General features: G+C 68.9%; 19 protein-coding genes. 9 read left to right on the top strand and 10 right to left on the bottom strand.

Going from position 1 to position 18433, the window contains the following annotated elements:
- Window positions 1-197 precede the first annotated feature (197 nt).
- Window positions 198-1277 (bottom strand): histidinol-phosphate transaminase, encoded by a 1080-nt coding sequence (hisC, locus tag ACWC21_RS05930; protein ID WP_450878561.1) that lies wholly within the window; start codon window positions 1275-1277, stop codon window positions 198-200.
- A gap of 450 nt (window positions 1278-1727) precedes the next feature.
- Here hisC and ACWC21_RS05925 point away from each other — a divergent pair, with 450 nt between their 5' ends.
- The 3 genes from ACWC21_RS05925 to ACWC21_RS05915 all read left to right on the top strand — a co-directional run bounded on the left by ACWC21_RS05925 (window position 1728) and on the right by ACWC21_RS05915 (window position 5239).
- The gene (locus ACWC21_RS05925) at window positions 1728-2840 is read left to right on the top strand and encodes a LacI family DNA-binding transcriptional regulator (RefSeq protein WP_450878559.1); all 1113 of its coding nucleotides are present in this window, start codon (window positions 1728-1730) and stop codon (window positions 2838-2840) included.
- Between the two features lie 276 nt (window positions 2841-3116).
- Window positions 3117-4190, top strand: a complete 1074-nt coding sequence (locus ACWC21_RS05920; RefSeq protein WP_450878557.1) for a metallophosphoesterase family protein — start codon at window positions 3117-3119, stop codon at window positions 4188-4190.
- A gap of 182 nt (window positions 4191-4372) precedes the next feature.
- Window positions 4373-5239 (top strand): hypothetical protein, encoded by an 867-nt coding sequence (locus ACWC21_RS05915; protein ID WP_450878555.1) that lies wholly within the window; start codon window positions 4373-4375, stop codon window positions 5237-5239.
- Between the two features lie 51 nt (window positions 5240-5290).
- Here the strand turns inward: ACWC21_RS05915 and ACWC21_RS05910 are convergent, their stop codons facing one another.
- The 4 genes from ACWC21_RS05910 to thiC all read right to left on the bottom strand — a co-directional run bounded on the left by ACWC21_RS05910 (window position 5291) and on the right by thiC (window position 9040).
- On the bottom strand, window positions 5291-5419 hold the full coding sequence (locus ACWC21_RS05910) for a hypothetical protein (RefSeq protein WP_450878553.1): 129 nt from the start codon (window positions 5417-5419) through the stop codon (window positions 5291-5293).
- Window positions 5416-6447: a hypothetical protein gene (locus tag ACWC21_RS05905; protein WP_450878551.1), complete on the bottom strand. Its 1032-nt coding sequence runs from the start codon at window positions 6445-6447 to the stop codon at window positions 5416-5418. Before ACWC21_RS05905 ends, ACWC21_RS05910 begins: the two co-directional genes overlap by 4 nt.
- A 217-nt stretch (window positions 6448-6664) precedes the next feature.
- A complete protein-coding gene (locus tag ACWC21_RS05900; RefSeq protein WP_450878549.1) occupies window positions 6665-7102 on the bottom strand; it encodes a GNAT family N-acetyltransferase in 438 nt (145 codons plus the stop codon).
- A gap of 135 nt (window positions 7103-7237) precedes the next feature.
- Entirely contained in the window at window positions 7238-9040 is a 1803-nt protein-coding gene (thiC, locus tag ACWC21_RS05895) for a phosphomethylpyrimidine synthase ThiC (RefSeq protein ID WP_450878547.1), read from the bottom strand.
- 253 nt (window positions 9041-9293) lie between these two features.
- Between thiC and ACWC21_RS05890 the strand changes: the two genes are divergently transcribed.
- Window positions 9294-10661: a YibE/F family protein gene (locus tag ACWC21_RS05890; RefSeq protein WP_450878545.1), complete on the top strand. Its 1368-nt coding sequence runs from the start codon at window positions 9294-9296 to the stop codon at window positions 10659-10661.
- 88 nt (window positions 10662-10749) lie between these two features.
- On the opposite strand, the gene ACWC21_RS05885 is transcribed toward ACWC21_RS05890, so the two are convergent.
- The 4 genes from ACWC21_RS05885 to ACWC21_RS05870 all read right to left on the bottom strand — a co-directional run bounded on the left by ACWC21_RS05885 (window position 10750) and on the right by ACWC21_RS05870 (window position 12989).
- Window positions 10750-11187, bottom strand: coding sequence for an SsgA family sporulation/cell division regulator (locus ACWC21_RS05885; protein ID WP_388792461.1), 438 nt, complete (start codon window positions 11185-11187; stop codon window positions 10750-10752).
- 99 nt (window positions 11188-11286) lie between these two features.
- Window positions 11287-12129, bottom strand: a complete 843-nt coding sequence (locus ACWC21_RS05880; RefSeq protein ID WP_450878543.1) for an IclR family transcriptional regulator — start codon at window positions 12127-12129, stop codon at window positions 11287-11289.
- A gap of 197 nt (window positions 12130-12326) precedes the next feature.
- Entirely contained in the window at window positions 12327-12539 is a 213-nt protein-coding gene (locus ACWC21_RS05875) for a DUF5326 family protein (protein WP_450878541.1), read from the bottom strand.
- Between the two features lie 132 nt (window positions 12540-12671).
- Complete coding sequence (locus ACWC21_RS05870; protein ID WP_450878539.1) at window positions 12672-12989, bottom strand: cupin domain-containing protein; 318 nt, start codon at window positions 12987-12989, stop codon at window positions 12672-12674.
- Between the two features lie 59 nt (window positions 12990-13048).
- On the opposite strand from ACWC21_RS05870, the gene ACWC21_RS05865 reads away from it, so the two are divergent.
- The 5 genes from ACWC21_RS05865 to ACWC21_RS05845 all read left to right on the top strand — a co-directional run bounded on the left by ACWC21_RS05865 (window position 13049) and on the right by ACWC21_RS05845 (window position 16820).
- Window positions 13049-13426 (top strand): phage holin family protein, encoded by a 378-nt coding sequence (locus ACWC21_RS05865; RefSeq protein ID WP_388792469.1) that lies wholly within the window; start codon window positions 13049-13051, stop codon window positions 13424-13426.
- Between the two features lie 7 nt (window positions 13427-13433).
- Window positions 13434-13925: a low molecular weight protein-tyrosine-phosphatase gene (locus ACWC21_RS05860; RefSeq protein ID WP_450878536.1), complete on the top strand. Its 492-nt coding sequence runs from the start codon at window positions 13434-13436 to the stop codon at window positions 13923-13925.
- On the top strand, window positions 13922-15118 hold the full coding sequence (locus ACWC21_RS05855) for a cystathionine gamma-lyase (protein ID WP_450878534.1): 1197 nt from the start codon (window positions 13922-13924) through the stop codon (window positions 15116-15118). The genes ACWC21_RS05860 and ACWC21_RS05855 overlap by 4 nt, the downstream gene beginning before the upstream one ends.
- Window positions 15119-15344: 226 nt before the next feature.
- Window positions 15345-16250 (top strand): LysR family transcriptional regulator, encoded by a 906-nt coding sequence (locus ACWC21_RS05850; protein WP_450878532.1) that lies wholly within the window; start codon window positions 15345-15347, stop codon window positions 16248-16250.
- 87 nt (window positions 16251-16337) lie between these two features.
- Window positions 16338-16820, top strand: coding sequence for an NUDIX domain-containing protein (locus ACWC21_RS05845; protein WP_450878530.1), 483 nt, complete (start codon window positions 16338-16340; stop codon window positions 16818-16820).
- 4 nt (window positions 16821-16824) lie between these two features.
- Here the strand turns inward: ACWC21_RS05845 and ACWC21_RS05840 are convergent, their stop codons facing one another.
- Entirely contained in the window at window positions 16825-18132 is a 1308-nt protein-coding gene (locus tag ACWC21_RS05840; RefSeq protein ID WP_450878528.1) for a globin domain-containing protein, read from the bottom strand.
- Window positions 18133-18433: the final 301 nt, after the last annotated feature.

Here is an 18433-nt window from a genome sequence, read left to right as displayed (position 1 = left end):
GTCGCCGGCCTCCTTACTCCACGGGCTTGAGAACGCGAGCTTGTGAATGCGTTCACATTCACAAGTATTATGCCGCATACGCGTCCGGCACCGCAGAGGCGGGGGTCCCTCGTCCGGGCCGACCGGCCCCATCAGGCAGGATCCGGTCGGCCCCTTGCCCGCGAGGAAGACGCCCCTCGCGGGCGGCGAACCCGCGGTCAGTACTCCTTGCGGAACTCTTCCGCCGCCTTCAGGAAGATGTCGTTCGCCTCGGTCTCCCCGACGGTCACCCGCACGCCCTCGCCGGGGAACGGCCGGATCACGACGCCGTGCTGCTCACAGGCCTCCGCGAACGGGACCGTACGCTCCCCCAGCCGCAGCCACACGAAGTTGGCCTGGGTCTCGGGCACGGTCCAGCCCTGGGCGCGCAGCGTGTCGACCACGCGTGTGCGCTCGCACACCAGCGAGCCGACCCGGCCCAGCAGCTCGTCCTCGGCACGCAGCGAGGCGATCGCCGCCTCCTGCGCGAGCTGGCTCACACCGAAGGGGACCGCCGTCTTGCGCAGGGCCGCCGCCACCGGCTCGTGGGCGATCGCGAAACCGACGCGCAGCCCGGCCAGGCCGTACGCCTTGGAGAAGGTCCGCAGGACACAGACGTTCGGCCGCTTCCGGTAGAACTCGACGCCGTCGGGCACCTCCGGGTCCCGCACGAACTCCCGGTACGCCTCGTCGAGCACCACCAGCACGTCCCGGGGCACCCGGTCGAGGAAGCGTTCCAGCTCGGCCCGCCGGACGACCGTGCCCGTGGGGTTGTTGGGGTTGCAGACGAAAACCAGACGGGTCCGGTCGGTGATCGCGTCCGCCATCGCGTCCAGGTCGTGCACGTCGCCCGGGGTGAGCGGCACCTGCACCGACCGCGCTCCGCTGATCTGCGTGATGATCGGGTACGCCTCGAAGGACCGCCAGGCGTAGACGACCTCGTCGCCCGGTCCGCTGGTGGCCTGGACCAGCTGCTGGGCCACGCCGACGGAACCGGTACCGGTGGCCAGGTGGGAGTGCGGCACGCCGAAGCGGTCCGACAGCTCGTCCATCAGGCCGCCGCACGCCATGTCCGGGTAGCGGTTGAAGGAGCAGGCCGCCGCCGTCACGGTCTCCATCACCCCGGGCAGCGGCGGGTAGGGGTTCTCGTTGGAGGACAGCTTGTAGGCGACCGGTCCGCCGGCCGCGGCAGGCTTGCCCGGCTTGTAGGTGGGGATACCCTCCAGCTCGGCGCGCAGCTTGGGGCTCGTCTCGCTCACCGCAGTCCTCCTCGCATCCACCGGCGGGCCGTCAGCGCCGCCGGCTTCCAATACTGCACACCTTATGAGGATTCGACGCCTCTGCGTACAGCTGAGCGAAGACCTGATACGGGCTGGTGACCGATGCCATCGACCCCGACGAACACCACGGGCATCAGGGGCATCACCACACGAAGGGGTACGTACCAGGGGGCGCGCTGTACATATATCTATGCGCCGGCAACTCACGCCCTGACGCGCGTCACCCATGAAGGTGAGTTGAGACCTCTTCGAAACATCGGACATTTGGCAGGCCTTTGCCCGCCGACAAGTCACGTCCTGCCCTTATAACGTTCAACTACCTTTTTTTCTAAGGAACTTGACCCGTTTTGGCCATGCAGAAACGTGCCTGTCAAGGAGTGCATATGCGTCCGCACTACCCCACCGCCTGAGCCCTACTATCGGCTCGCCATGACAGCAGCAGGGAAGCACCAGGTGAGCCGCGCGGAAACCTCACGGCGAGGCAGTCGGTCGGGCCGGGCGGGCATCAGAGACGTTGCCGCCGCCGCCGGAGTCTCCATCACGACCGTCTCCGACGCCCTCAACGGCAAGGGCCGGCTCCCGGACGCCACCCGGCGCCACGTCCGCGAGGTCGCCGACCGGCTGGGGTACCGCCCCTCGGCCGCCGCCCGCACACTCCGCACCGGCAAATCCGGTCTGATCGGCCTCACCGTGACGACCTACGGGGATGAACCTTTCACCTTCACCGAGTTCGCGTACTTCGCCGAGATGGCCCGCGCCGCCACCTCGGCCGCGCTCGCCCGCGGCTACGCCCTGGTGATCCTGCCCGCCACCTCCCGCCACGACGTGTGGTCCAACGTCGCCCTGGACGGCACGGTCGTCATCGACCCCTCCGACCAGGACCCCGTGGTCAGCGAGCTGGTCAGACAAGGCCTCCCGGTCGTCTCGGACGGCCGCCCGGCCGGGTCCCTGCCGGTCACCGCCTGGGTCGACAACGACCACGAGGCCGCGGTCCTCGACATCCTCGACCATCTCGCCGCCGCCGGCGCCCGCCGGATCGGTCTGCTCACCGGGACGACCACGGACACCTACACCCACCTGTCGACCACCGCCTACCTGCACTGGTGCGAGCGGGTCGGCCAGGACCCGGTGTACGAGGCGTACCCGGCCCACGACCCCTGTGCGGGCGCCGTCGCCGCCGACCGGCTGCTCGCCCGGCCCGACCGGCCGGACGCCGTCTACGGTCTGTTCGACCCCAACGGCACCGACTTACTGGCCGCCGCCCGCCGCTACGGCCTGCGCGTCCCGGACGACCTGCTGCTGGTCTGCTGCAGCGAATCGGCCGTGTACGCCAACACCGAGCCGCCCGTCACGACGCTCTCCCTCAAGCCCCGCCGCATCGGCACGGCGGTGGTCCAGCTGCTCATCGACGCCATCGAGGGTGTGGAGTCGGACCACCCGGTGGAGCAGGTGATACCCACGGAGCTGATCGTGCGCACGTCCTCCCAGCGCCGGCCGCCCCGCACGACCGTCAGCCCACCGCGTACCCCGGAGAGAAGCTGACGGACGACCCGGCAACGCGTGGGAGGAGAGTGCCCGCGGACACGTCCACGAGGCCCGAGGGGGACGGCAGACGGTCGGCACCGGAATCGGCAGGCGGCCTAACCCCTGCCCAAACGGGGCGAAAGCCGCGGTGAACTGGCGTCTTGCTCCGATTCACCACCCCTGGGTCATCACATGGCGCGATCCGCATTCCTATGATGGGCCCACGACACCGCGGGCCGCTGCGACCAGGCAGTCCGATGCGGTGCAGATGCGGCGCGATGGTGGAGGGGTCTGATGACTCAGGGGGCCGGTCAGGGACCCGAGGTGGAGCGCACGGCGACGTTGCGCGACTTCCGGGTGCCCGCGTACGTCCACGAGACCGGTCCGTACGCCCAGAGCCCTCACCCCGGCGACACCGTCCCGGCCGCCGAGGCGGCGTATCCCGACGGGTACACCCCCACCGAGCGCGACCTGCCCGTCATCAACCGTGGCGACACCCTCCAGGTCACCACGCAACCGGCACCCGCGCCGGCCGCACAGCCCACCACCGGGCCCGGCCCGCTGTACGTCGTCGGCGACGTGCACGGCTATCTCGACGAGCTGCTCGCCGCTCTCCGGGAGCAGGGGCTGATCGACGCCGCCGGCCAATGGTGCGCGGGCACCGCGCGGCTGTGGTTCCTCGGCGACTTCACCGACCGCGGCCCCGACGGCATCGGCGTCATCGACCTGGTGATGCGGCTGTCCGCCGAGGCCGCGGCGGCAGGCGGCTACTGCAAGGCGCTCATGGGCAACCACGAGCTGCTGCTGCTCGGCGCCAAGCGGTTCGGCGACACCCCCGTCAACTCCGGTGCCGGCACCGCCACCTTCCAGGCGGCCTGGCTGCTCAACGGCGGCCAGAAGACGGACATGGACCGCCTCCAGGACCACCATCTGCAGTGGATGGCCCGCCTGGACGCCGTCGAGGAGGTCGACGGCTATCTGCTCGTGCACTCCGACACCACCGCCTATCTCGACTACGGCGACTCCATCGAAGCGGTCAACGACACCGTCCGCGAGACCCTCACGCGCAACGACGCGGACGAAGTCTGGGACCTCTTCCGCAAGTTCACCAAGCGCTTCTCCTTCCGCGAGGGCGGCGCCGAAGCAGTGCGTTCCCTTCTGGATACGTACGGCGGCACCCGCATCGTTCACGGCCACAGCCCCATCCCCTACCTCCTGGGGGAGGTCGGATCCGAGGAGGAGGACGAGGACACCGGCCCCGTGGTCGAGGGTCCCCATGTCTACGCCGACGGACTGGCCATCGCGATGGACGGTGGAGTGACCATGGCCGGAAAGCTGCTGGTCCAGCAACTTCCCCTGCATTTCTGAGCATTCCACGGGCAGGCGTCCCACCGGCGGCGTAAGCGCAGGCAGACACCCAATTTCCGGCAACCCCCTGTCACCGCGCGCCGTCGCGGCTCTACCATCGGCTTATCCGTAGCAGGCTCCCCTCCGTTTCTGCCCGACGGCTCGTCGACGTGCGAGCCCCAAGCCCTACGGAGCATCGGGGGATGCAGATGAACAGCGTTCCGCAGCACCTGCTGAACGAGGACCGCCAGGAATACGAGCGGATCCTCGATGAGGCGCTGCGCTCCGCACCACACCGCCCGGAACTGGCCGCCGTCGGTCAGCGGCTCAACCCGGAACAACTTCGCACCATGGCGCTCAACGCCTCCGCACTCATCACGGCGGCCGCGGCGACCGAGTACCAGCACTACGTGAAGGTCCGCGAGGATCTGCGACGGCCGGCCCCGGCCGCCGCGGCCTCCGTCACCGTGCCCGAATCCGCGGAGCCGGGCACGGACTCGATGACACTCGCAGCCTCCCTCGGCGAGGTCGCGGAGACCAACGGCGCGGGCGCCGTCGCCGTCGTCGCGGTCCTCACGCCCGTCCTCGCCGGCACGGCCGCGGCGATCTTCCTGCTGGTCGGCTACATCCTGAGGATGCTCGACCCGGCACCGGCCTTCGCCCAGACGATGATCACCACTGGCTGGGTGTTCGGCGCCATGGCGGCCGCCGCGATTCTGGTCGCCGCCGTCGGGCTGCTCCTCACCGCCCTGCGCAACAGCCCCTCCCTCGAGAGCGGACCCCACACGGAGGCGACCGAGGCCGTGGACCGCGCCAGGGAGGTCTGGCGCGAGGCTCTGCTGGAGCGCGGCATCGTGCCCTTCCTGCAGGAGGCGCTCGCCGACCCCGGCACAGCCGCGCTGCACCGTATGACCCCGCCCGCGCCGACCGGACGCATGCCCCGGCTCGGTTATGACCGCCCGGGGTTCAGCAGCCCCGAGGACGGCAGCGCCCCGGGCTCGCGCCCGAGTTTCACCAGCCCGGACTACACGAGCCCGGACTTCGGCGGCCCGGAGCACCAGCCGGAATGACCCCCGGCTTGCGCCCCGCCGGGGCGCAAGCCGGACCTGCGGCCCCTCGGCTCAGTACGCGGCAGACAGATGGACCAGGCTGCCCGCCGCCGTGAACTCCCTCGACTTCTGCGCCATACCCTCCGCGATCGGGGACTGACCGGCCCAGTGTTCGCGACGGATGTCCTGCGAGATCTTCATGCTGAACAGGTTCGAGCAGGAGTCATGCGCGGTCGCGCGTTGTGCTCGGGCAATTCGATGAGCGCGATGCTCTCGGCCTGAGCAACTGCCAGGCGAGATCCGTCGGGGTGCAATGCCGCAACCGGGGTCGGGACATGAGTGACGCCGTAGGCCCCGTCTCGCCTCGATACTTCGAGCTCGGGCCATTCCGCCAGTACTGAAGCGGTCGCGATGTCGATCAGTCTGGGGTGCCCGTGCAAGGAGACGACTCGGCTGCCCTCTGCGATCAGGGTGCCGATCTCGAAATCGGCGCGGTTTCGGTGCAGCCACCGACGCTGGGAAAGGGACCACACACCGAGATGATGAGGCCCCAGAGTCGGCACCTCCTCGTCATCGAGGACGTAGTCACCGGTCGCCACCGCCAGGCGGTCATTATCGAGCCAGCACGCTGACGCAACTTCGGCATCCAGTCCCGGCTCCATGGGCATCACCCCTGGCCCGTCCAGGACGGTCGGGTCTGTCAGCGCACTGTCCAGGTCAAACACTTCCACGATCCCGTACGGATGCCACACCCATCCGGCCACCAGAAGGTGCCTGGCATCCGGGCTCACCGACAGCCGGGAGTGGAACACATCCCTGGCTTGACGTGTGCCTGCGGTGAGCTGTTGTCCCGATCGGACGTCCTCGACCTGGAGGACGGCGTACTCGTCCGGGCAGTGAACCAGGATCTCCCGACCGTCCCGCAGCGCTCCCAGCGCCAGGGGATAGTCGAAGTCCTCGGCGTGGTGAGCGCTGCGCGAGAGCTCCCGGACAACGCGTGTTCCTTCCAGCAGCAGGGCCGTCGTCCCGCGCTCGGCGTAGACAACGCTGTAACGGCCGGAGGGAGAGGTAACGCTTCTGTCGCACCCGGGACCGTGGCCGGTGGAGATCCGACGCTCCACACCGGCGGAATTCCAGGCTCGCCCTCCCACTAGATCGACAAGATCGTCGTCCTGCCAGACAAGTGACTGGGCCGGCGCCGACACCGTCCACAACACCACGGGATCCATCGCCCGCCCCCTGACCGCCGAACACTGATGACGCTGCTCCCGAGGCATTGCGTCCCGCGGAGCAGCGCCACTTCTGGAGCATCCCATCAGCGACCTCCTCCGCCGACGCCCCCTCAGCCGCCGCACCACCGAACCACTCTGTGATGTTTTGATGAATCTTCATGCTCAAGCGGTTGATGCGGCATAGCGCACTACAGCATGCGTATGCAGTGGTGCGCTACCGGCCGGCCTGGAAGCGGTAGACCGTCGACTCGCGGGCCTGGAAGCCGAGACGCTCGTAGAGCCGGTTCGCGGCCTCACGATCAGGCCGGGAGGTGAGATCGACTGTTCGTGCACCCGCTTCCTCCGCGATCCGCAAGGCCTCCTCGGTGAGCAGGCTTGCCACCCCTTGTCCTCGGGCGACACCGTCGACGACCACGTCTTCGATGCGAGCGCGCAGCCCGGACGGCAGGGGCAGCATCACAAGGGTCAGTGTGCCCACGATCGCATCGGAGGCCCGAGCGACGAGCAACGTGTTCGCGTCGGACGTCACCAACCGATCGACCGCTTCACAGTCGAGAGGCTCGGCCGTCGATGACAGCTGTGGCAGCAGCCGGCCGAAGGCGTCGACGAGTTCCTGACTCGTCTCCCTGGCGATCTCTACACGGACGTCCATGCCGGGAGCCTATCGATGCTCCAGGGCGGACCCGGCTCGCACGCGGCTGCCACCCTGCTCTCGTGAGAAGGCGCGGTGGTCCGCCCTCCGGCCCGGGTTGTGGACCACAGAGCACGGACCACCGGCGGGTGAGCCTCAGTCCGCGATCGGCAGATACACGCGGTTCCCGCTCGCCGCGAACTCCTTCGACTTCTGGAGCATCCCCTCGGCGACCTCCTCCGCCGACGCTCCCTCAGTCGCCGCACCACCGAACCGCTCTGTGATGCTTTGACTGATCTTCATGCTGCAGAACTTCGGCCCGCACATGGAGCAGAAGTGGGCCGTCTTGGCGGGCTCGGCCGGGAGTGTCTCGTCGTGGAACTCCCGTGCCGTGTCAGGGTCCAGGGCGAGGTTGAACTGGTCCTCCCACCGGAACTCGAAGCGGGCGTCGGACAGCGCGTCGTCCCACTGCTGCGCGTCCGGATGGCCCTTGGCGAGGTCGGCCGCATGGGCAGCGATCTTGTAGGTGATGACGCCGGTCTTGACGTCGTCACGGTTGGGCAGGCCCAGGTGCTCCTTGGGCGTCACGTAGCAGAGCATCGCCGTGCCCCACCAGGCGATCATCGCGGCACCGATGCCGGAGGTGATGTGGTCGTACGCCGGCGCGACGTCCGTGGTCAGCGGGCCGAGCGTATAGAACGGAGCTTCATCGCAGATCTCCTGCTGAAGGTCGATGTTCTCCTTGATCTTGTGCATCGGGACGTGACCCGGGCCCTCGATCATGGTCTGTACGTGGAAACGCTTGGCAACCCGGTTGAGTTCCCCGAGGGTTCGCAGTTCCGCGAACTGCGCCTCGTCGTTGGCGTCCGCGATCGATCCGGGCCGGAGGCCGTCGCCCAGCGAGTACGTGACGTCGTAGGCGGCGAGGATCTCGCAGAGCTCCTCGAAGTTCTCGTACAGGAACGACTCCTTGTGATGCGCCAGGCACCACGCCGCCATGATCGAGCCGCCGCGCGAGACGATGCCGGTCTTGCGGTTCGCGGTCAGCGGCACGTATGCCAGACGCACGCCCGCGTGGACGGTCATGTAGTCCACACCCTGCTCCGCCTGCTCGATGACCGTGTCCTTGTAGATCTCCCAGGTCAGCTCCTCGGCCCGGCCGTCGACCTTCTCCAGCGCCTGGTAGAGCGGCACCGTGCCGATCGGAACGGGGGAGTTGCGCAGGACCCACTCGCGCGTGGTGTGGATGTTGCGGCCGGTGGACAGGTCCATGACCGTGTCGGCGCCCCAACGGGTCGCCCAGGTCATCTTCTCGACCTCTTCCTCGATGGAGGAAGTCACCGCCGAATTGCCGATGTTGGCGTTGACCTTCACCAGGAACCGCTTGCCGATGATCATCGGCTCGATCTCCGGGTGGTTGACGTTGGCGGGCAGCACGGCGCGGCCCGCCGCGATCTCCTCCCGGACAACCTCTGGGGAAACGTTCTCCCTGAGGGCCACGAACTCCATCTCGGGTGTGATCTCGCCGCGACGGGCATAGGCGAGCTGAGTGACCGCTTCGCCGCTGCGGCCCCTGCGCGGCTGACGGGGCCGTCCGGGGAAGACCGCGTCGAGGTTGCGCAGGCCGCCCCGTGGCGAGGTGTGCTTGATCCCGTCGTCCTCGGGACGGGCCGGACGGCCCGCGTACTCCTCGGTGTCGCCACGAGCGATGATCCAGTTCTCCCGCAGCGGCGGCAGGCCCCTGCGGACGTCGGTTTCGACGAGGGGATCGGTGTACGGGCCGGAGGTGTCGTACAACGTGACCGACTGCCCGTTGGTGAGGTGCACCTGACGGACCGGCACGCGCAGGTCGGGGCGTGATCCCTCGACATACCCCTTGTGCCAGCCGATGGACTTCCCGGCCTCCTGGCCGTCGGAGAGCTGCGTGGAGGCAGGCGTGCGTACGTCCTTGTTGGTCATGAGACCTACTCCCTACGCCGGCATTACCCGGTAACAGGTTCGGCGGTCGACGCAGCGGTTTCCGTCGGTCGGTGTTTCTTGTGAGACATCACTCGACTAAGTGACGTTCCACGTGAAACAACGCGAAGACGGAGGTCAGCGCCCTCTCAGCCCGGTGCTCCGAGCTCCCGCGTGTGCAAAGGTGCCTCCACGCTAGCGTCATTTGTGGCGCGGTGAACAGTGCGCCTTGTGCCCTTCTTGCAATGATCGGACGGTGACCACGACACACGAGCCTCAGCGTCCGCCGGATTACCCGCACGGGGCCGGTGAGGGGCACGGGCACTCACACGGTCACAGCCATGGACCGGCCGCTCCCGTCTCGAAGCACCTGCGCAAGGTCATCGCCGCCGTCCTGATCCCCTTCACCCTGGCGGTAGCGGTCGGGCTCGTGGTTCTGTGGCCAGGGGGTGCCCCGCCCCACAAGCGGACCGGGGTCGGCTTCGACCGGCAGACCCAGCAGGCCACGGTCACCAGGGTCATCGAGGTCAGCTGCAAGTCGGTGAACGCGTCCGGCGGCACCGCGGCCGCGGACACCTCGACCACCGGAGGCGGTTCGGCGCAGCAGGGGGCGAGCGGCACCTGCAAGAAGGCGACGGTTCGGGTCGACACCGGCAAGGACAAGGGCCGCACGTTCACCGAGATCGTGCAGCCGGACCAGCCGCGGCAGTTGCACGAGGGCGAGAAGGTCGTGACCGCTTACGAGCCCTCGGCACCGAAGGACCTTCAGTACTCGGTCACCGACATCAACCGGCGCATGCCCATGGCGCTGCTGGCCGGGATCTTCGCACTCGCCGTCGTGGTCGTCGGGCGGATGCGCGGCCTCACGGCGCTGGTCGCGCTGGCCATCAGCTTCTTGGTCCTCAACCTGTTCATCGTGCCCGCGGTTCTGCAGGGGTCGGATCCGCTGACCGTGGCGGTGGTCGGCTCCAGCGCCATCATGCTGATCGCGCTGTACATGTGCCACGGCCTGTCGGCCCGCACGTCCGTGGCAGTGCTCGGCACGTTGATCTCGCTGTCGCTGATCGGCGTTCTCGGCAAGCTCTTCATCGGCTGGGCCGCGCTGACCGGCAACACCGATGACAGCACCGGCCTCATCCACGGCCTTTACCCGTCGATCGACATGAGCGGTCTGCTCCTCGCCGGTGTCATCATCGGCTCGCTCGGTGTGCTGGACGACGTGACGGTGACGCAGACCTCGGCCGTGTGGGAGCTGCACGAGGCGAATCCGTCGATGGGCTGGCGTGGGCTGTACCGCGCGGGCATACGGATCGGCCGCGATCACATCGCGTCCGTGGTCAACACGCTCGTGCTGGCCTACGCGGGTGCTGCGTTGCCGCTGCTGCTGCTGTTCTCCATCGCGCAGAGCAGCGTGGGCACGGTCGCCAACAGTGAGCTGGTGGCGGAGGAGATCGTGCGCACGCTGGTGGGCTCCATCGGCCTCGTGGCTTCCGTGCCGGTCACCACCGCCCTCGCGGCGCTGGTGGTGGCGGCGGACCGCCCGGCTCAGGGGACTGCGGCCGGCGCCGCGGCCCCCTCGGCTCCGGTGCGCGGCGGCCGGGGCCGACGACGTCGGAAGCGGTGAGCTCGAGTGGAATGCCTGGCGCGGAGAAGCGTTACTGCTTCGTCGCGACAGGGTGCACCGGAGGATCTGGCGCCTCGGCCGTAGCACTTCAGCCGGCGCTCTGCTCCTCGGCGAGGATGCGGTCCAGGGCCTCGTCGAGGTGGGCGTCGAAGTCGGCGAGCGCTCCCTCCTGGCCCAGCGGAACCAGTTTGTCCGTACGGTCCAGGAAGGCCACCAGTGGGGGTGTGGAGGAGCGGAACAGGGCCTGGTCGGCGCCGACCTGAAGCCGGATCAGGACCTCGCCCAGTGCTTCGGAGCCGGCGGGCGCGATACGCACATCGCCGTCGCCGCAGGGCCGGCCCACTCCGTCGATCAGCAGCTCACGCCCGAAGGCCCAGGTCACCGGGGCGTCACCGGGGAGGTGGAAGGTCAGCCGCACGGCATAGGGGTCACAAGTCTCGTACCGCAGTTCTACCGGGATGCGGAAGGAGAGCTCCTCGGACACGAGAAAGCTCATCATGACTTCTGCCTGTACGGACTCGCGCATCGCCCATCCCGTCATAGGACACCGACTGGCCGGTAATGACCCCTTTGACCCTGGTGAAATCTTGCTTAATGTGCACGGTAGATCACAAGGAGTGAGTTTTCAGATACTGATAGAGATCGCGATCGAGCCCAGATGCCGCCCGACCTCCCTCTGGAGCTGCTGGGCGGCGGGCAGCAGCCGGTCCGCCTGGTGGGACGGCAGTGAGATGGCCATCGTGGCCGCGGTGGTGCCGACGGTGATCGGGAGCGCGGCGCAGACCGTGCCCAGCACGTATTCCTGCCTCTCGGTCACCGGTTCCATGCGCCGGATCCGCTCGAGGCGCCGCAGCAGGGTGTGGTCGTCGCGGACCGTGTACGGCGTGAGGGACTGCACGGGGTAACGGTCCAGGTGGTCCCGGCGGGCGTCCTCGCTCAGCTGGGAGAGCAGACACTGGCCGATGGCGTGCGCGTGCCCGGTCTCCCGGAAGTCGGCCCACTCCTCGACCGCCGGGTTGCCAGGGGTGTCGGAGACGCACATGACCTCGACGTCCCCCTCGCGGTACATGGCGTAGTACACCGGGACACCGATGGCATCCCGGCAGTGCGCGAGCGCGTCGGCGACCGTGCTGCGACGTTTCTGCTTCGCTCCGCTGCTGCTCAGCCGTTCGGCCGCTTCACCAAGGAAGAACAGTCCTTTGTCACGGCGCAGATAGCCCTCGTGCACCAGGGTGCGCAGCAGGTGGTACGCCGTGGGCAGGGCAAGCCCGGTCTCGCGGGCCAGTTGCTTGGCGGGGGCGCCGTACTCGTGCTCGGCGACGGCCTCCAGCAGTCGCATCGCGCGCTGCACGGATCCGATGAGGGTCCCGGAGTGCCGGCGCTGCTCGGGGATCGCCGTGGCGGGACGCGGCTGGGGCGGGCCGGACGGTGCGTGAGGTTCAGCGGGTGCGGTGTCGACCGTGGCCAAGGGGTCACTCCCGAAGCGCGAGGGGCAGCCCGTGCAGGAGGAACACGGGGTGGGGGTACGCCGTCCCCGGGGCTGCGCCCCGCGGCGAATTCCGGACTCTAACCGCCCGCCACCGCCCGCGGACCGCCCGCCCGGAAAACTTCCCTCGCCCGAGGGAACCGGCGATTCCTGTTACCGTCACCGGCTCCCCTGGCGGCTCACCAGTCGCTGCGCGACGAGGAGCCCGCCATGAACTTCCGCACGATGTAGATCAGACCGCCGACCAGGGCGACGAAGACCAGCGCCTTGAAGAGCAGGCTGATCACGAACCCGACCACGCTGGCTATCACGCCCCCGAACACGACCAGGGCGATGACCGGCACCGCGACCCACTTCACCCACCACGGCAGGCCCGCGAACATCTCTCCCATTGCCCTTGTCCCTTGCTCTCGAAGTGCTCTTGAGGTCCTGCCATCGATGCTAGGTCCGCCAAGGGGCCGACGGGGGCCTCGCACCCCTTGTCCTCCCCTGACCGTTCCCCTAGGGAATCCTCGGGGACGGCTTCACGCCTCGGGTGGAGAGAACACGACCAGGACCCTGAGGTCCTCGCTGATGTGGTGGAACTTGTGGGCGACCCCGGCCGGCACGTACACCACGCTGCCGCGCGCCACCTGAGTGGTCTCCAGGCCGACCGTGATGGAGGCACGGCCGCTGACGACGAAGTACACCTCGTCCTGGTTGTGCGGCTTCTGCCGGTCGTGATCGCCCGCGTCGAGCGCGTACAGCCCGACCGACATGTTCCGTTCCCGCAGGAACTGGAGGTAGGCGCCCTCGTTCGCGGCGCGCTCCGCCTCCAGTTCGTCCAGCCGGAATGCCTTCATCGTTGTTGTCGCCCTCGCCCCACTGCTCGCAGCCGTTCCCGTCTGCCACGATCAGACACATGAAGAATTTCGTAGTCAAGACGATCGCCAACGCGGGCGCCCTGGCGGTCGCCGTGTGGCTGCTCGACAAGATCACCCTGACCGGTGACAGCACCGGCAAGAAGGCCGGCACACTGATCGCCGTAGCGCTGGTGTTCGGCGTGGTGAACTGGCTGGTCAAGCCGATCCTGACGGTCCTGACCTTCCCCCTGTTCATCCTCACCCTCGGCCTGTTCACCCTGGTGGTCAACGCGCTGATGCTGCTGCTGACCTCCTGGGTGTGTGACAAGCTCGACCTGAGCTTCCATGTCGAGGGCTTCTGGACCGCCGTGCTCGGCGGCCTGATCATCTCGATAGTCTCCTGGGCGCTGCACGTCGTACTGCCGGACGAGGACTGAGCCCGTCATGACCTACCGCGTCTGCTTCGTCTGCACCGGCAACATCTGCCGGTCCCCGATGGCCGAGTCCGTCTTCCGCGCGCGCGTGGCGGAGGCCGGGCTGGAGGACCTCGTAGCGGTCGACAGCGCCGGCACCGGCGGCTGGCACGAGGGCGACGGCGCCGACCCGCGCACCGTCTCGGTCCTGCAGGAACACGGCTACGACAGCGAGCACACCGCCCGCCAGTTCCAGACGTCCTGGTTCTCGCGCCTCGACCTCGTCATAGCCCTGGACACCGGCCATCTCAAGGCCCTGCGCCGCCTCGCGCCGACGGAGGAGGACGCACGGAAGGTACGGCTGCTGCGCTCCTACGACCCGGATCCGGGCGACGCCCTCGACGTACCGGACCCGTACTACGGAGGCATGGGCGGCTTCGAGGAGTGTCTTGAGATGGTGGAGGCGGCGAGCACCGGTCTGCTCGCCGCGGTACGCAACGACCTGGAGGGGCGGGCGGCATGAGCGAGTCGGCTGCGGACGACAGCGCAAGGAGGGCGGAGAACGGCACCGCGGACGCCGAGCACCGTCTCCCCAGCACCGGCGAGGGCACCCGCGTGGTACGTGCCGGTCTCCCCGAGCCGGTCAAGCACGAGCCGACCCTGCCCGGTCCCGTGTTCGCAGCCCACTACCACCTGCCGGGCGACCCCACCGGCCCCTACACCTACGGCCGCGACGAGAACCCCACGTGGACCCTGCTGGAGCGTGCCATCGGCGAGCTGGAGGCACCGGGGCGGGACGACGTGGAGACGCTGGTCTTCTCCTCCGGCATGGCCGCCATCTCCTCCGTGCTCTTCTCCCAGTTGCGCGCGGGGGAGGCGGTCGTGCTGCCCAGTGACGGCTACCAGGCGCTGCCGTTGGTCCGCGCCCAGCTGGAGGCGTACGGCATCGAGGTGCGCACCGCGCCCACCGGCGGTGACGCCCAGCTCGAGGCCCTCGACGGGGCGGCGCTGCTGTGGATCGAGTCACCGTCCAACCCCGGCCTCGACGTCTGTGACATCCGGCGCCTGGTGGACGCGGCACACGCGCGTGGCGCCCTGGTCGCCGTCGACAACACCCTCGCGACACCGCTGGGGCAGCGGCCGCTCGGACTGGGCGCCGACTTCTCCGTGGCCAGCGGCACCAAGCAGCTCACCGGCCACGGTGACCTGCTGCTCGGATACGTCACCGGCCCCGGCGGAGACGCCATGAGCGCGGTACGTCGCTGGCGCAAGATCGTCGGTGCGGTCGCCGGCCCCATGGAGGCCTGGCTCGCGCACCGTTCCCTGGCCACGCTCCAGCTGCGCGTGGACCGGCAGAACGCGACAGCCCTGAGCCTCGCCGAAGCCCTGCGGGAGCGGCCGGAGGTGACCGGCCTGCGGTACCCGGGGCTGCCCGACGACCCCGCACACAAGATCGCCACGCAGCAGATGCGCCGCTACGGGTGCGTGGTCTCCTTCACGCTGCCCACGCGCGCGCGTGCCGATCGTTTCCTCGGCGCCCTGCGCTTCGTGGACTCCGCCACGAGCTTCGGCGGTCTTCGCTCCACGGCGGAACGGCGCGGCCGGTGGGGCGGGGACGCGGTACCGGAGGGCTTCGTGCGGCTGTCCGTCGGCGCGGAGGACCCCCAGGACCTGGTGGCGGACGTGCTCCGCGCCCTGGACGAGTCGGCCGGCTGACCGCAGCGCGGGGCCCGAGAGGATCCGGCCGGGACGGACGGTCCGAACCTCCCCCCTCGTGGCTCGGACCGTCCCGGTTCCGCGCTAAGAACCGCCCGATCCAGGCTAGTTGACTCTCCGTCAGTGTCCAATCACGCTAGCGACAGAGACCTATCGACTTATTTATAGTTGGTCCTTGTCCGGGGGGACGGGAGAAAGGCAGGGAAGGGGAGGGGGAGCGCTTTCCATGGATCTGGCCTTGCTGCGCACCTTCGTGACCGTGCACCGGGCCGGTTCCTTCACCCGCGCCGCCGCACTCCTCGGCCTCTCCCAGCCGGCCGTCACCTCCCAGATCCGCACCCTGGAAAGACAGCTGGGACGGCCGCTGTTCCTGCGGCAGGCCCGCGGGGTGACCCCCACCACCATCGGTGACGAGCTGGCCCACAAGGCGGCTCCGCATCTCGACGCCCTGGTGGAGATAGCCGAGACCGGGCTGGACGACGAGTCCTCGTCACGCACCCTGCATCTCGCCGGCCCACCCGAGTTCACCGCCGAACGCGCGCTTCCCGCCCTCACCGGGCTGGCCCGGGGCGACGGCCAGGGTTTCGAGCTGCGCGCCTCCTTCGGGAACGCCGAGGCGATTCTGGAAGGACTCGCCGCCGGACATCATGATCTGGCCATCAGCACCGCCCGCCCGCGCGGGGCCCTGCTCACGGCGACTCCGCTGTGCGACGAGGAGCACGTCCTGATCGCCTCCCCGCGGTGGGCCGAGCTGATCAGCTCGGGAAAGCCGCGCCGCAAAGGTGCGGCCGCCCTGGAGAACCTGCCCGTCGTCGAGGTCCACGAGTCACTGCCCTTCGTCTCCCGGTACTGGGCCTCCGTCTTCGACTCCCACCCTTCGGCGGCGGGCACCGTCATCGTTCCCGACCTGCGCGCCGTCCTTGCCTGTGCGGTTGCGGGGGCGGGTCTGGCGGTACTGCCCCGTTATCTGTGCGCCGACGCCATCCGGCACGGTGACGTCATCGAGCTGCACGAGCCCGCCGTGCCGCCGCTGCGGACGTACTTCCTGGTGGTGCGTACCGGCACCCTGGCGATGCCGCACATCGCCCGGGCATACGAATGGCTTCAGCGGGCGGCCGTCGCCTGGGGCTGACCAGCGTCGCGTCAAGGTAACGGCATGCGCTCGCCCTGTGGCGCTTTGCGATGTTTCACGTGGAACCAACCGGGCCACATTTCTCCCATGACCGTCCGACCCGTGGTCAAGCGCACCGCCCGCGCCGTTCTCCTGGACGGTGACGACCTGATCCTGATCAAACGCACGAAGCCCGGTGTCGATCCCTACTGGGTTACTCCAGGTGGCGGGGTCGAACCGGGCGACACGACCGTCGTCCACGCCTTGCACCGCGAGGTGTACGAGGAGCTCGGCGCCAAGATCGCCGATGTGGTGCCCTGCTTCGTGGACACCGTGGAGCACATCGGTGAGGACGGCGGCGCAACCGGCGTGAAAGTGCAGCACTTCTTCGTCTGCCGGCTGGAGTCCATGGACCCCTCTCTTCGCCATGGCCCCGAGGTGGAGGAGCCGGCCGGCGAGTACGAGATCGTCCGCGTGCCCTTCACCCGCGTCGGCATCGCCTCCGTGCACCTGGTTCCGCTGTCCCTGCGGCACTATCTCGACGGCAATATCGAGGGCGTACGTGCCATGCACGCACCGGACCTGGGGTGACGGCTCAGGTACCGGCGCCCACGAGCTCCTCGACCGAGTCGTGGCGTATCCGGCCTGCCGGCATGCCCGTGCCCTTGAGCGCGTCGACACCGCTGCGGATCATCGCGGGCGGCCCCGACACATAGGCCTCGTACTCGTTCCACGGACCGTGCTCGCGCACCGCCTCCGGAAGCTGGAGACGAGCGGACTGGTCGACGACCGCGCGGACGGAGAGCCAGGTGTGGTTCTGCTCCAATCGGAGCATGGTGTCGATGTCGTACAGGTCGCGGTCGCTTCGGGCGCCGTAGAACACTTCGACCCGGCGGCGTACACCGTGCTCGGCGACATCCTCGACCAGCGCCTTGATGGGCGCTATGCCCGTGCCGCCGCCGAGACAGACCAGGCCTCTGTCAGTGCTGTGGTCGACGGTCATCGAGCCGGTCGACGGCCCGAGCCGGACGACGTCGCCGGGTCGGGCGCGGTGCACCAGGGCGGTGGAGACCCAGCCCGCGGGGACGGCTTTGACATGGAACGTCAGCAGCCCGTCGGAGCGCGGGGCAGAGGCAAACGAGTAGTGCCGCCAGATACGGGGCCACCAGGGTGTCTCCACGCTCGTGTACTGACCGGCGAGGAAGGGATACGGCTGGTCCGGGCGGAGTGTGAGGACCGCGACGTCCGGAGTCCTGAGGTGGTGTGCGACGACCTCGGCATGCCACCAGGGCGGCGCGCGCAGTTCGTCAGCCGCCGCCGCGTCGATCATGACCTGGGAGATGGTCGTGTACGCCCGCACCCAGGCCGCCTCTGTCTCTCCGTCCCAGACGGCGGAGGCGTACCTGCTCAGCGCGCCGATGAGACACTCACCGAGAGCGGGGTAGTGCTCGGGCCGGGTGCCGTACTTGCGGTGGCCGCGGCCGAGGTTCTGCAGGTAGTCGACGAGGACGGGAGTGTCGTCGAAGTGCTCGACGGCCGTGAGCAGCGCCTTGAACAGCCGGTCCCGCTGGGCGTCCATTGTCGGCGGGAACAGTGATCGCAGCTCGGGGTGGCGCACGAAGAGCAGCGCATAGAAGTACGAGGTGGCCTTGTCGGCCACGGGGGTGACCTCGGCCATGGTGCGGCGGATGAGGAGGGCGTCCGGGGAGGCCTGCTGGGCGACGGGCATGGAGCGCTGGGCGGAGGCGCCCGGTCCGCGGAGCGAGGCCGGGGACGAGGCCGGAGTGGTTTCCGGGGCGGGGGCCGGGGAGGTGCGCGGGGTGAACCAGCCGTCCCCGCCGGATGTGCCGTTGTCCGCCGACTTGGTGGTCGGAGCGTCCATGGTGTGCCTCGCCTCGAACATCTTTCGGTCGGTCTACGCACTTCCGGAATCGGAAGGTGCCTGCTTTCCCTCACGGTCGGATGCAGCATCCCCTGAGTGGCCCCCATGGCCGCATACCCAGAAATGCGGCTTAATGCGCCGCACTCGGACGCTAATCGGAGTCGACCCTACCGGCCCCGGCCCTCCGCGAACTCCCCCACGAATCCACCAGTGCCGAACCGGTTATTCCCCAATTACCTGAGGGAGTCCGCCAATTGCCCGCCCGCACCCCACGGAAGCGGGCCGGCCAGGACGTATTCCAGTCCACGGGTGCACAGGTACG

Source organism: Streptomyces sp. NPDC001348 (genome assembly GCF_053597535.1).
The sequence above is the reverse complement of the archived record's forward strand: the minus strand, read 5'-3'. Positions and strand labels throughout refer to the sequence as shown.